We start from the raw sequence: 12,156 nt of genomic DNA, 5'->3' as shown, positions 1-12,156 counted from the left end.
CAAAAGGAGACAAAAATGTGCGATTCGGCGAAACCGGGCACGGCAATCGGTACCGTACTGATCGAAAATGCACGAACGCGGGTTACCGAGTGGCGGTTTGCCAAGGCTGGCGACAACACCGGTTGGCATCGTCATGAACACGATTACGTGGTGGTGCCGCTCTTCGACGGGGCGCTTGAGCTGCACGAGCCGGGCGGCGTGGAACGTCTCGCCGAACTGAAGAACGGCGTGCCCTATTTCCGCGAACGCGGGGTGGAGCATGACGTACTGAGCGCAAATGAATTCGAATGCGCCTTCATCGAGATCGAGTTTCTCGAAGAACCCGGTAGCCACTGACCGCTGCGCGGGACAGTCAGCCGGCCGCGAACCCGATTGCCACGGAGACCCGGGTGTGTTTGAGTTTGCATAGAACAGTCAATTGCTTGGCCATCTATCCATGACTGGCGTTACAGCCCCACTGAACACCCCCTTCGTCAATCGGGCGCGCGAGCCGCTGCGCGTCCTCGGCACCACTGTGACCCAGGTGGACGCGCTGAAGAAGGCCGCCGTCGAGGATCTGGGACAGCGGTTCGAGTTCATTTCTCTTGACGGAACCGCAGCGCAACGGCGCGGCGCGCTATACCCGGACACTTTCGATGTTTACGATCAGTGGTTCCACGACATCGACCTGATCTGGCCGACGGGCTCGATCAGGGCAATCGACGTCAACCGCATCCGCAAGTGGGACGAGATCGAGCAATTGCCGGCAACGTCGCGCGTTCGCGGCGAGGCGCCGAACGCACTGGGGAGCGATCCCTCGCAGCGTCTGTTCGTCCAGCTGGACGGTACCCTCGGCAATACCGAAACCGACCGGATCAGCATGGTGCCGACCGTGCACAATGCCGACAGTTTTGCCGTCGTCGGTGCGGATCCGAGCGAAATCACCGGGTGGGGCTCCCTGCTCGATCCGAAATGGGCTGGAACGGTGGTTCTGCAGACAGACGCTGCCATCGGAAGCCTGGACATGCTGCTTGCGCTTCACGCCAAAGGCGAACTTGTCGTGAAGGACGCGGGCGATCTGAGCCTCGAGGAAATCGATGCTCTCGTCGACAAGCTGTTTTCTTACCGCGCGGCCGGCCATTTCCGCTGCTTGTGGGCGGACGAAGCCCAGGCAATCGTTGCTTTCAGCGAGGGAAGAAGGGCGATCGGATCGCTTTGGTGGTCCGGCTTCACCAGGTTGCGCGCCATGGGGGTGCCGGTCAACATGGTGACGCCAAAATTCGGCTACCGCGGCTGGTTCGGGGGGCTGGCCCTGTCGATCAAGGCGGAGCCGTGGGCCGTGGACGCGGCCTACGACTATCTGAACTGGTGGCTGGAAGGCCGCGCCGGCGCGTTGATGTCGAGAAACGGCGCCTACATGACCGGCCGGGCGGCGCTACGCGAATACCTCTCCAAGGAAGAATGGGACTTCTGGTACCGGGGAAAGCCGGCAGCCTGCGACATTCGCAATGCCGACGGGACGATCGTGTTTTCCAAAGGGGAACGCCGGGAAGGCGGCGCCTATGAGGACCGGATGTCACGTGTGGCGGTCTGGGATACCGTCATGAAAGAGCACAATTACCTCGTGCGCCGCTGGGAAAACGCCCTTAGTCGGTAAAACGGCTCTCCGGCTTCAGATAGCTTTGAAACTCGGGCGTGGGGAACACCGACAACGCCATCAGCCGCTTGCCTGTCCGGTCCGCCGACAGCCGGAGGTGCTCCTCCAGTGCGTACGCCGCCGCGTCATAGGAACCGCGCACCACAAACTCGAGTATGATCGCGTGCTCCTCGAGCGGTTGCCTGAACGGCCTTCCACCGATGGAATTGGAAAACACCTTGTTGACCACCAAGGCGATCTGGCTCTGCTCGATCATCCTCAGCAGGTGCTGGTTCGATGTCTGCTGTAGCAGACGCCAGTGGATATCACGTTCGAGCTCGTCTACCATTTCGCTTACGATGTCATTGCCAGATTCAAGCGCTTTCCGGGTGGTTTCGAACATCCGCCGGATATCTTGAATAGCCATGCGCGGAGCGCTTTCGGAGAGGGCGAGCGGCTCCAATTTCTGGCGTATGGAGAAATAATGGGCAACATCGCGGGCCGTTAACGGCCCCACGACCCAGTGCGACCGCCGGTCTTTTCTGACGAGGCCACGATCCTGGAGGCGCTGGAGCAGTTCGCGGACAATCGTGCGACTTACCTTGTAGTGATCCGCGGCGGCCATTTCGTTGATCCGATAGAGGCCGAACGGCATAGCATTGACGATTTCCCTTTCGAAATCCTCGGCGATGATTTCGGCTCCTCCGCGCGGCGACTCGTAGTCGGCGGCGGTCTGCAATCCGAGCATTTCCGCCGAAAATTTCAGCTTTCTGACATTCTTTACAGAGTTGTTCGACTTTCCGGGGACGATGAAGCCGCGGCCATTGAAGCGCGTCAGCGCGCCTTTTGCCTCAAGCTCGTTCAGCGCTTGGCGTACCGGGGTTCGGCTCGTTCCGAAAACGTCAGCGACCGGTCCCTCGTTGAGGACGGTGCCCTGTGCCAAACGCCCTTCCGCTATCGCGTTGAGCAGCACAGTTTCAATCCGCTGATACCGCGGTTGGGAGCGGATTTCGTTCCGGGCCGAGATCTTCATGCTTTGATTCCCTTGCGCAATGGGAAGGTTCTATAGCGTGCACGATTAAACCACAAAAACGTATCTGATTACAAAATACAATCAGACTGACGTCTTCGATGGCAGAATCTTGCCATTTTGGCGATATTTTCAGCTCAATTCCGCCTAAAAAATAAGCACGCAATGCCGATTTTTTCTCTTTGCATACGATGTGCATTTATGCTTCATTTCGTCTGTCGCAACGAGAATGGCGGGCGAGGAAAAGCGCAGATGATGGAAGTGCAGGGATTGTCGAAGGCCTTTTCGGGCGCAACGGCTGTCGACAATTTCAGTCTGACGATCGGTCAGGATGAATATCTGACGCTCCTGGGGCCGTCAGGTTCCGGCAAATCGACCCTGCTGCGTCTTCTGGCCGGCCTGGAAGCTCCCGATTCAGGGGTGATCCGTCTCAACGGCGAGGACATCACCAGTCTGCCCGCGCATATGCGCCATCTCGGATTTGTCCAGCAGAAATACGCGCTCTTTCCGCACTTGTCGGTGAGCGACAATGTCGCCTTCGGTTTGCGCTTTCGGGCGGTCGACCCCGTCACCGACGAGGCGGTCGTGGCTCGCCGCGTCAAGGAGAGTCTGGACCTTGTGGGATTGACCGATCTGGGCGCGCGGATGGTCGGCCAGCTTTCCGGCGGCCAGAAGCAGCGGGTCTCGCTGGCGCGGACGCTGGTCACTGAGCCGAAGGTGTGTCTTCTGGACGAACCGCTCGGCGCCCTCGACGCCAATCTCCGGGAGCGGATGACGGTGGAGTTGCAAAAGATTCGCCGGGCGCTCGGCGTGACGTTCATGCATGTCACCGGCAACGAGGCGGAAGCGATCGCGATGGGCGACCGCATGATCGTGCTCGATCATGGCAAGCTGCTGCAGGTCGCGCATCCCGACGTCGTCTTCCTGACCCCGGCAAACGTCAGCGTCGCGCGCTACATCAATGCCTACAACATCCTCGAGGGGCGCTCGGAAGACGGGCGGTTCGTATGCGGCGACGCGGCATTTCCGCTGCCGGCGCCGGCGCAGGACCTCCGTCATTACGCCATTCGCTTCGATTCCGCGCGCATACTGGCCGAAGACGAAACCGCGTCGGAGGACAGCGCGTGCATGACCGCGCGGTTCATCGCCAGCGAGTTCCTGGGGAGCCAGGTCACCTACATCCTTCGCCGGTCCGATGGCCGGACGTTCGAGGTGGTGCGCCACCTCAGCAGGGAAGATCCCGTGGTCTACGACCGCGATCAGCAATGCACCATCTGCTGGAACGCTTCCGATGGACTGCTGTTCGACGCAAGCGGAAACCTGGTTTCCGCCGCTCCGGTCAGGGGAGCCGCCTGATGAGTATCGATACCAACATGACGGGGACAATCGTGCAGGACAAAACAACTGCGAAAAAGCAGGGGCTGTTCAACCGGTACGGGCACTATTTCCTGTTGGCGCCGGGCGTCATCTGGATGATCCTCTTCCTGGTCGTGCCCTTGATCATGATGCTCTACGTCAGCTTCTGGACGCAGACCACTTTCGCGATCAAGCCTGACTTGACCGTGAAGTCGTGGGTGACGTTCTTCAGCTCGGATACATATTTCGGCGCTCTGCTTCGCACGCTGCGCATCTGGCTGACCGTTCTCGTCCTGACATTCGCGATCGGCTACCCGGCCGCGCTCTTTATCGGCCAGTACGTCCGCAACAAGACCGTGCAGACCATTCTGCTTGTCGCCTGCGTGATCCCGTTTTGGACATCCTTCCTCATTCGCGTGCTCGCCTGGCGCCCAATGCTCGGCAAGGAGGGGGCGATCAACATCGTCCTGATGAAGATCGGCATCATTACCCAACCGATCGATGTTCTTCTTTTCACCGAGCTTTCCGTCATCATCGGCATGGTCCAGATCTACGTCGTCTTCATGGTGGGGCCGATTGCCTTCATGCTGGCGCGCATCGACGAGAGCCTGATCGAGGCCGCCCGCGACCTCGGCGCATCGTCCTGGCGGATATTCCGCAAGATCATCTTTCCCTTGAGCCTGCCCGGCGTGGTCGTCGGCGCGATTTTCGTATCCGTCATGGTGCTTGGCGAATTTGCCACCGCGTCCGCCCTGTCCGGGCGGAAGGTCAACCTGCTCGGAAATATCATCGTGACCCAGGTCGGATCGCTCAAATGGGCATTTGCCGCCGTCATCGGGGTCGTGCTCACGCTCGTGATGGCAGCGGTGATCATCGGCCTCCTTCGGGTGGTCAATCTGAGACGCGAGCTGTGAGCGGGGCACGAAACTGATGCAAGACGCAAAATTCCTCAAAATCGGCCTCGGCACCTACACGGCTCTTTTCATAGCGTTCCTCTACGCACCGTTCGTGGTGATGGGGATTCTGAGCTTCCAGCAGGGTCCCGAAGGCGGTCCGCAATTCCCGATCATCGAGTGGTCAACCTATTGGTATCAGCACGTATTGGGGTTCGCGCCTCCGTCACGCGTGGCGCCGCTGCCGATCGGAGAGGCTCTGGCCCGCTCGATTACGCTGGCCGTCGCCACCATGATTGTCTCGACTGTTCTTGGAACCCTGACCGCGCAGGCATTCCGGCGGCATTTCAAGGGATCGGGTTTCGTTTTCTATCTCGTCGTTCTCGGAATGATGGTTCCGGGCGTTCTGCTCGGCCTGGGAATGGCGCTGGTTGCCGACCAGTTCGGCATTCCAAGGACCTGGTGGGGCACCGCTTTCGTCCTGCATGTCGTTTACACCTATCCGTTCGCATTCCTCGTGATGCTGGCGATCTTCAATCGGTTCGACGGTTCGGTTGAAGAAGCGGCCTGGGCGCTCGGCGTGCCGCCCGGAAGGACATTCCGGAAGATCACCTTCCCGATCATCTTCCCCGGCGTGCTCTCGGCCATGCTGTTTGCCTTCACGCTGAGCTACGACGAATTCCCGCGTACGCTGTTTACGGGTGGTTCCGAGGTGACGATGCCGATTGCCATCTACGGCACCTTCGCGGTCGAGATCCATCCGAACCTGTTCGCTTTCGGCGTGCTCACGACGGTCTTTTCCTTCGCGCTTCTGACGGTCTACGGCCTGCTGATGATGGCTTCGGTCCGGCGCGCCAAGGTTCGTATCAGCGGTCTCCAGGAGGAGATCGAATGAGCCGCCTGTCGCACCACAATGCCGTTGTGACCGGTGCCGGTGCCGGTATCGGAAGAGCGATCGCGTTGCGGCTCGCCGCCGAGGGCGCGAAGGTCGTGGTGCAGGACATCAACGAAGCGGCCGCGCGCGAAACTTCCGACATGATCGGCGCAGCCGGAGGGACGGCACTCGCGGTTTCCGGGGATGTTTCGATCGCAAGCGATATCGACAGGGCCTTTTCGGCTTGCGAGGAAAGCTGGGGCACCTGTTCGCTCGCCGTCAACAATGCCGGCATCGTTCAGCAGGTCCGCCTTGCCGATATGGCGGTCGAGGATTTCGACCGGATGATCGCCATTCACTTGCGCGGCTGTTTTCTCGGTTGCCGGCGGGCGATCGGACCAATGCTGAAAAACGGCAACGGCGTCATCGTCAACATAGCATCCCAGCTCGGTCAGATCGGCGGCGTGGAGCTGACGCATTACAGCGCCGCCAAGGCCGGCATCATCGGCATGACCAAGGCCATGGCGCGCGAAGTCAGTGCATCGGGCGTCCGCGTGAACGCGGTCGCTCCGGGGCCGATCAATACCGAACTCGTGAAATCTCTGTCGGAGGACTGGCGCAACAGGAAAGCTGCCGAACTGCCGTTGGGGCGTTTCGGCGAGCCGGAGGATGTCGCCGCCACCGTCGCTTTTCTCGCCTCCGAAGACGCTGCCGTCTACGTGGGGCAAACCCTTGGGCCCAATTCGGGCGATGTGATGCTTTAGGAGCCGTCTGAATGAGAAACGTCTTGATAACCGGAGCCGGAATCGGGATTGGGCGGGCGACGGCCAAGGCATTCGCCGACAACGGCGATCGTGTCTTCGTCACCGACGTCCTCGAGAAAGAGGGCAACGCCGTGGCCGATGCGATTACGCAATCTGGCGGCGCGGCCGAGTTCCATCTCCTCGACGTGACCTCCACCGAAATGACCGACGCACTGGTTGCCGATGTCGAGAAGAAACACGGCGCAATCGACTGCATCGTCTGCAACGCCGGTATCGCTCACAAGGTGCCACTCGGGGAAATGAGTGACGAGAAGTGGGACCAGACGTTCGATATCGATCTCAAGGGCATGATGCGGCTGGTACGCGCCGCGGCTCCGGCGATGAAGGCGGCGGGAAAAGGGTCGGTCGTCTGCCTGTCGTCCATCATGGGCGTTGCCTACGGATGGGACGAGCACGTCCATTATTCGGCAGCGAAATCCGGTGTGGTCGGTCTTGTGCGTGGACTGGCCGTGGAACTCGCGCGTAGCGGCATTCGCGTCAACGGTGTCGCACCTGGCTACATCCGCACCGCACAGGCCCTGTCCGAGAAGCATTCTCTCGGGCCGGAAGGGCTCGAGAAAGCGGCAGAGTTCATCCCGATGGGACGCGTTGGCGAGCCGGAAGATATCGCCGACGTGATCAAATTCCTCGCCTCGGAGCAGGCCCGGTACATGACCGGACAAGTTGTGACGGTGGATGGGGGATTGTTGGTCGGCCGCTACTAGCGGCAGGCGGATACAGGAAACAAAGCAACTCGAACAACAGGGATATCACCATGATGAAAACGCCCATTACCCGAAGGGGCTTCGTTGCAGGTGCCGGTGCGCTTGCCGGTGCTTCTGCTTTAATGCGCCCGAGCCAGCTTCTGGCCGCAGACCTCAGCGGCGAACAGCTGCGCACGGTCGGCCTGTCCGTCACCGTTCAGGAGCGTATTCTGAACGACTTCAAGGCCAAGTCGGGCGTCGGTTCCGTGTCGGGCAAGGCCGACATCTTCCCGAACACCCAGACGGAGCTGCTTTCGGGTTCGGATGCCTATGACTGCTGGGAGATCATCGGCGAACGCCTGCCGGCGATGACCGCCACCAACACCATCAAGCCGATCCCGACTGCTGATCTTTCCAACTGGAATAGCATCCGGTCGACATTCGTCGACACGGACCCGCGCATGGAAGCACGTGCGCAAATTTCCGGCCAGATCTGGGCCGACGCCGACCAGACCCAGCTGTGGATGGTTCCGACCGTCTACAACTTCGACTCGATCGGCTATCGTCCGGACCTCGTCAGCGCAGAAGAAGCCAATACCTGGACGGCGCTTTTCGACGACAAGTTCAAGGGCAAGACAGGTCTCAATGTCGATCCGCTGATCGCATTCGGCCAAGCCATCCTCGCGATGAACTCGCTCGGTCTGCTTGACGTGAAGAACCCCGGCAACCCCAACAAGGAAGAGATCGACGAGGCTTCGAAGTTCCTGATTTCCAAGAAGAAGGGCGGCCAGTTCCGTGCGCTTTGGGGCGACTTCGGCGAACTCGTCAACCTGCTCGCTTCGGGCGAGATGATCCTCGCCGACGCATGGCAGCCGGCGGTGATGGCCGTGAAGGCACAGGGCATCCAGTGCTCGTACGCCGTTCCCAAGGAAGGCTACCGCGCCTGGGCGATCGGCATCTCGCTGATTGCCAACAGCCCGAACGCCGAAGCCGTCAAGGCTTATGCCGACTACTGGCTGTCCGGCGCTCCCGGCATCACCGTTTCCGAGCAGGGGTACTATTCGCCGACGACGACCATCAAGGATGTCATGGCACCGGAGAAATACGGCTTCTGGTACGAAGGCAAGCCCTGGGAAGGCCCGGAAGAGCGCGGCATCAAGCCGGGTGATCTTCGTGACGGCGGTTCGCTCGAAGAGCGCGCGAGCCATGTTGCCTACTGGCACCAGTGGCCGGACGAGTACGACCACCTGATCATGCGCTGGGACGAGTTCCTCAGCGCCTAACCTCTGAACGGGCGAGGGCATCCGTCCTCCCAATTCTCGACGTGCGGGCGGTTCGTGTCCGTCCGCACGTCATCCGAGCGAATTTTTTAGGGAACTCCGATGACACATTATGACCTGGAACTGGTCAAACTCCGAAAGGTCTATCCCGGCGGCACAGTGGCCGTCGAAGAGTTCGACCTCAGCGTCAAGCGCGGGGAGTTCATTTCGTTCGTCGGACCGTCCGGTTGCGGCAAGACCACGACGCTACGGATGATCGCCGGCCTGGAATCGATCACTTCCGGTGATCTGGTTATCCGCGGCAAGAATTTTACCAACGTTCCGACCGAACACCGGCCGACGTCAACCATTTTCCAGAACTACGCGATTTTCCCGCATATGACAGTCCGCCAGAACATCGAGTTCGGCCTCCATGTTCGCAAACTCGGTGCGGCGGAGATCAAGAAGCGGACCGATGCGATCATCGAGAAGCTGGAACTGGGCGATGTCGTCAATGCAAGGGAAAGCGCGTTGTCGGGCGGCCAGAAGCAGCGCCTGTCGCTGGCGCGCGGGCTGGTAACCGAGCCCGATATTCTTCTCCTCGACGAACCGCTTGGCGCGCTGGACGCGAATCTGCGCAAATCGATCCAGGAAGAGCTCAAAATCCTCCAGCGCGAACTCAACATCACCTTCGTTTTCGTCACCCATGCGCAGTCGGAAGCCTTGTCCATGGGCGACCGCGTGGTCGTGATGAATGCCGGGAAGGTCGAACAGGTGTCCGCTCCGTTCGAACTGTATACGCGGCCGCAATCCGCATTCGTCGCGCGTTTCATCGGACGCAACCGCATCATACCCGGCGAACTTGCGGAAGTTGCCGAAGGGCGGGCTTCCGTCATCACGCCGCTGGGCAAATTCTCCGGCGTGCCGAGTTTCAAACAGGGGGCAGCGTCTGTCGGGCAGAAGGCCATGCTTGTCGCGCCGTCGGAATATATCGACATCGTGCCTGCTCATGAAAAGGCTGCTGACGCCTCGTTTGAAAAAGCCGAGGGAACCGTGATGACCCTGGAGCCGGTCGGCCACGTCGTCTATGTCGGCGTCGAATTGCCCGGCATGGCGCCCATGCGCATCGAAGCCTATCGCGAGCGCATCGAGGGCAGGAACATCGAAAACGGGTCCAGGGTCGAACTCCGCTGGAAGCCTGAGCGGGCGACGATCGTGCTCGGCGAAATGTGAGAAGCCTTGGTGAAAGCGCTCAGGAAAAACTCATCAACTGTATTGGAAAGTGGAGGTCATTGAGATGACAAAGAAAATTTATTGCGCCTTTGGCGTCGACGTGGACGCCGTGGGCGGCTGGCTCGGATCCTATGGCGGCGAGGATAGCCCCTGCGACATCAGTCGCGGACTTTTTTCCGGCGAAGTCGGTTCGATGCGTCTGCTCGAACTCTTCAAGCGGTGGGGCATCAAGACGACGTGGTTCATTCCGGGCCATTCGATCGAAACCTTTCCCGAGCAGATGAAGGCGGTCGCCGATGCCGGCCACGAGATCGGCATGCACGGCTACAGCCACGAAAATCCGATCGCCATGACGCCGGAACAGGAAGAGTCCGTCATGGACAAGTCGATCGAGCTGATCGAGAACCTGTGCGGCCGACGCCCCACCGGTTATGTCGCGCCGTGGTGGGAGTTCTCTCCCGTTTCGAACGAACTGTTGCTGAAGAAGGGCATCAAGTACGACCACTCGCTGATGCATAACGACTTTTCGCCCTACCGCGTGCGCGTCGGTGATACCTGGACCAAGATCGATTACTCCAAGAAGGCCGAGGAGTGGATGAAGCCGCTCGTCCGTGGCGAGGAGACCGATCTCATCGAAATTCCCGCGTCCTGGTATCTCGACGATCTTCCGCCGATGATGTTCATGAAGGCCGCGCCGAACAGTCACGGTTTCGTGAATCCGCGGCATCTGGAAGAGATGTGGCGCGATCAGTTCGACTGGGTCTACCGCGAAATGGACTATGCGGTTTACACCTTGACGGTTCACCCGGATGTGTCGGGCAAGCCGCAGGTCCTGCTGATGCTGGAGCGCCTCTACAATCACATCATCAGCCATCCGGGCGTCGAATTCACGACCTTCGACGCGATTGCGGATGATTTCGCGAAGCGCTTCCCCCGGTAAGCAGTTGACTGGAGGTGAGGGCGAACCGGCCCGGTTCGCCCTTTCTCCTTTGGGAGTTTGAAAATGTGCGGTTTGTGCGGGCTGCTTGGAACGGTGCACTGGACGGAGACATCCGCCCATCCGCAGGCGTTTACCGGCGCGACCCGCCGTACCATTCGCGCGGAGAGGCTGCACCGGTCCGAACTGGTGAACAGGGCGCTGGCGGCCGCGCGGCTGAAGCTTACGGATTTTCAGGCGACCAGTTACATCGTCCGGTCGCCTACCGGCCGGCAGGAGATCGTCGGCGACCTGCAAAGTGTCTGGGGAGCTGTCGACCGTCTGCGTGGCAAGCCCATCGATCCCCTGGATGACGCCTGGATCGATGAAATCGAGAAGTCGGCGCCATGATTCCGGTCAATGTCGTCACGGGTTTTCTGGGGTCGGGTAAAACAACCCTTCTTCGCGAAATCCTCAGAAGCGCCGAATTCTCCGATACGGCGGTTATCGTAAATGAATTCGGCGAAGTCGGGCTCGATCATGTGCTCCTCGAAGAAGTCGAGGAGGGCGTTCTACTTCTCGAATCGGGATGTATTTGTTGCACGATCCGGTCCGATCTCAAGGAAACCATACGCAATCTGCATGACAAGGCCGCGCGCGGCGACATGCCGAAATTCAGCCGTGTCGTGATCGAGACGACCGGGCTGGCCGATCCCGCGCCGATCGTTTCAACGATAGCGGCGGATCCGATCATCCGAAATCACTACCGGGTCGCCAATGTCATATGCACGGTCGACGCGCAAAATGGCCGTCACACGATCGAGTCGCAACCCGAAGCGAAGAAACAGATATCGATTGCCGACCGTCTCCTCGTGACGAAAGCGGACCTTGTCGATGACGAATGCATCGCCGAATTGAAGGGGACGTTGCACCGGCTCAATCCGCTTGCGCCGATCGGCACTTCATGCGGAACCGGCTTCGACGCGGATTTTCTCTTTGGTGAAGACATTGGCGACGAAAAGCGGCGGGAAGCGGAAGTGCGGCGCTGGCTGGAAAGCGCGCAGGCGCTCGAACGGTCCGAGCACTCGCACGGGCATCATCATGAACACGATCTTCACGACGACCACGCGACGAATTCATTTGTCCTGCGCTACGCGCATCCGATCGACTGGACGGCTTTCGGTATCTGGCTGACGGCGCTTCTTCACGCGCACGGGGAGAATATCCTGAGGGTCAAGGGCATCCTCAATGTGGCCGAATCGAGCACGCCGGTCATCCTTCACGGCGTTCAGCATGTGGTCCATCCTCCACTTCATCTGGAGCGGTGGCCGGACGAAGACCGGACGTCCAGGATCGTGTTCATCACGCGCGGCATCAGTGAAAAAAAGATCCGGCGTTCGCTCGACGCCTTTCTCGGAATGGCGGAACGCATGAGACGGGAAAGCGCGGTCGCATGACCGGGCCGGACTGAAA

General features: G+C 60.1%; 13 protein-coding genes. 12 read left to right on the top strand and 1 reads right to left on the bottom strand.

Going from position 1 to position 12,156, the window contains the following annotated elements; genetic code table 11:
• Both IG169_RS08510 and IG169_RS08505 read left to right on the top strand, forming a co-directional pair.
• Positions 1-336: cupin domain-containing protein (locus tag IG169_RS08510; protein ID WP_281435903.1), on the top strand; the 336-nt coding region annotated here is incomplete at its 5' end.
• 100 nt (positions 337-436) lie between these two features.
• Complete coding sequence (locus tag IG169_RS08505; protein ID WP_193175763.1) at positions 437-1,636, top strand: ABC transporter substrate-binding protein; 1,200 nt, start codon at positions 437-439, stop codon at positions 1,634-1,636.
• Here the strand turns inward: IG169_RS08505 and IG169_RS08500 are convergent.
• The gene (locus IG169_RS08500; protein ID WP_193175762.1) at positions 1,626-2,648 is read right to left on the bottom strand and encodes a GntR family transcriptional regulator; all 1,023 of its coding nucleotides are present in this window, start codon (positions 2,646-2,648) and stop codon (positions 1,626-1,628) included. The two genes, IG169_RS08505 and IG169_RS08500, sit on opposite strands and share 11 nt — an antisense overlap.
• A gap of 249 nt (positions 2,649-2,897) precedes the next feature.
• On the opposite strand from IG169_RS08500, the gene IG169_RS08495 reads away from it, so the two are divergent.
• From IG169_RS08495 to IG169_RS08450, 10 genes are all read left to right on the top strand, one after another.
• On the top strand, positions 2,898-4,001 hold the full coding sequence (locus IG169_RS08495; RefSeq protein ID WP_193175761.1) for an ABC transporter ATP-binding protein: 1,104 nt from the start codon (positions 2,898-2,900) through the stop codon (positions 3,999-4,001).
• A complete protein-coding gene (locus tag IG169_RS08490) occupies positions 4,001-4,915 on the top strand; it encodes an ABC transporter permease (protein ID WP_246717256.1) in 915 nt (304 codons plus the stop codon). The genes IG169_RS08495 and IG169_RS08490 overlap by 1 nt, the downstream gene beginning before the upstream one ends.
• A gap of 16 nt (positions 4,916-4,931) precedes the next feature.
• Positions 4,932-5,789, top strand: a complete 858-nt coding sequence (locus tag IG169_RS08485) for an ABC transporter permease (RefSeq protein WP_193175760.1) — start codon at positions 4,932-4,934, stop codon at positions 5,787-5,789.
• Positions 5,786-6,532: an SDR family NAD(P)-dependent oxidoreductase gene (locus IG169_RS08480; protein WP_193175758.1), complete on the top strand. Its 747-nt coding sequence runs from the start codon at positions 5,786-5,788 to the stop codon at positions 6,530-6,532. Before IG169_RS08485 ends, IG169_RS08480 begins: the two co-directional genes overlap by 4 nt.
• 11 nt (positions 6,533-6,543) lie before the next feature.
• Entirely contained in the window at positions 6,544-7,296 is a 753-nt protein-coding gene (locus tag IG169_RS08475) for an SDR family NAD(P)-dependent oxidoreductase (RefSeq protein ID WP_193175757.1), read from the top strand.
• A 50-nt stretch (positions 7,297-7,346) separates the two neighbouring features.
• Positions 7,347-8,558 (top strand): ABC transporter substrate-binding protein, encoded by a 1,212-nt coding sequence (locus tag IG169_RS08470; RefSeq protein ID WP_193175756.1) that lies wholly within the window; start codon positions 7,347-7,349, stop codon positions 8,556-8,558.
• Between the two features lie 99 nt (positions 8,559-8,657).
• Positions 8,658-9,767, top strand: coding sequence for an ABC transporter ATP-binding protein (locus tag IG169_RS08465; RefSeq protein WP_193175755.1), 1,110 nt, complete (start codon positions 8,658-8,660; stop codon positions 9,765-9,767).
• A gap of 64 nt (positions 9,768-9,831) precedes the next feature.
• Positions 9,832-10,707 (top strand): polysaccharide deacetylase family protein, encoded by an 876-nt coding sequence (locus IG169_RS08460; protein ID WP_193175754.1) that lies wholly within the window; start codon positions 9,832-9,834, stop codon positions 10,705-10,707.
• Between the two features lie 63 nt (positions 10,708-10,770).
• Positions 10,771-11,094 carry a hypothetical protein gene (locus IG169_RS08455; protein ID WP_193175753.1) on the top strand — a complete coding sequence of 108 codons (324 nt, stop codon included), beginning with the start codon at positions 10,771-10,773 and terminating at the stop codon, positions 11,092-11,094.
• On the top strand, positions 11,091-12,140 hold the full coding sequence (locus IG169_RS08450) for a CobW family GTP-binding protein (protein ID WP_193175752.1): 1,050 nt from the start codon (positions 11,091-11,093) through the stop codon (positions 12,138-12,140). The genes IG169_RS08455 and IG169_RS08450 overlap by 4 nt, the downstream gene beginning before the upstream one ends.
• Positions 12,141-12,156: the final 16 nt, after the last annotated feature.

This window comes from Oricola nitratireducens (genome assembly GCF_014904745.1).
Classification (GTDB): Bacteria; Pseudomonadota; Alphaproteobacteria; order Rhizobiales; family Rhizobiaceae; genus Oricola; species Oricola nitratireducens.
This window is presented reverse-complemented; position numbering and strand designations above follow the sequence as displayed.

Bases quoted from the DNA above. Each gene is read 5' to 3' on its own strand.
- IG169_RS08470 (WP_193175756.1), top strand. From the start codon at position 7,347: ATGATGAAAACGCCCATTACCCGAAGGGGCTTCGTTGCAGGTGCCGGT.
- IG169_RS08495 (WP_193175761.1), top strand. From the start codon at position 2,898: ATGATGGAAGTGCAGGGATTGTCGAAGGCCTTTTCGGGCGCAACGGCT.
- IG169_RS08485 (WP_193175760.1), top strand. From the start codon at position 4,932: ATGCAAGACGCAAAATTCCTCAAAATCGGCCTCGGCACCTACACGGCT.
- IG169_RS08505 (WP_193175763.1), top strand. From the start codon at position 437: ATGACTGGCGTTACAGCCCCACTGAACACCCCCTTCGTCAATCGGGCG.
- IG169_RS08500 (WP_193175762.1), bottom strand. From the start codon at position 2,648: ATGAAGATCTCGGCCCGGAACGAAATCCGCTCCCAACCGCGGTATCAG.
- IG169_RS08480 (WP_193175758.1), top strand. From the start codon at position 5,786: ATGAGCCGCCTGTCGCACCACAATGCCGTTGTGACCGGTGCCGGTGCC.
- IG169_RS08490 (WP_246717256.1), top strand. From the start codon at position 4,001: ATGAGTATCGATACCAACATGACGGGGACAATCGTGCAGGACAAAACA.
- IG169_RS08475 (WP_193175757.1), top strand. From the start codon at position 6,544: ATGAGAAACGTCTTGATAACCGGAGCCGGAATCGGGATTGGGCGGGCG.
- IG169_RS08455 (WP_193175753.1), top strand. From the start codon at position 10,771: ATGTGCGGTTTGTGCGGGCTGCTTGGAACGGTGCACTGGACGGAGACA.
- IG169_RS08460 (WP_193175754.1), top strand. From the start codon at position 9,832: ATGACAAAGAAAATTTATTGCGCCTTTGGCGTCGACGTGGACGCCGTG.
- IG169_RS08465 (WP_193175755.1), top strand. From the start codon at position 8,658: ATGACACATTATGACCTGGAACTGGTCAAACTCCGAAAGGTCTATCCC.
- IG169_RS08450 (WP_193175752.1), top strand. From the start codon at position 11,091: ATGATTCCGGTCAATGTCGTCACGGGTTTTCTGGGGTCGGGTAAAACA.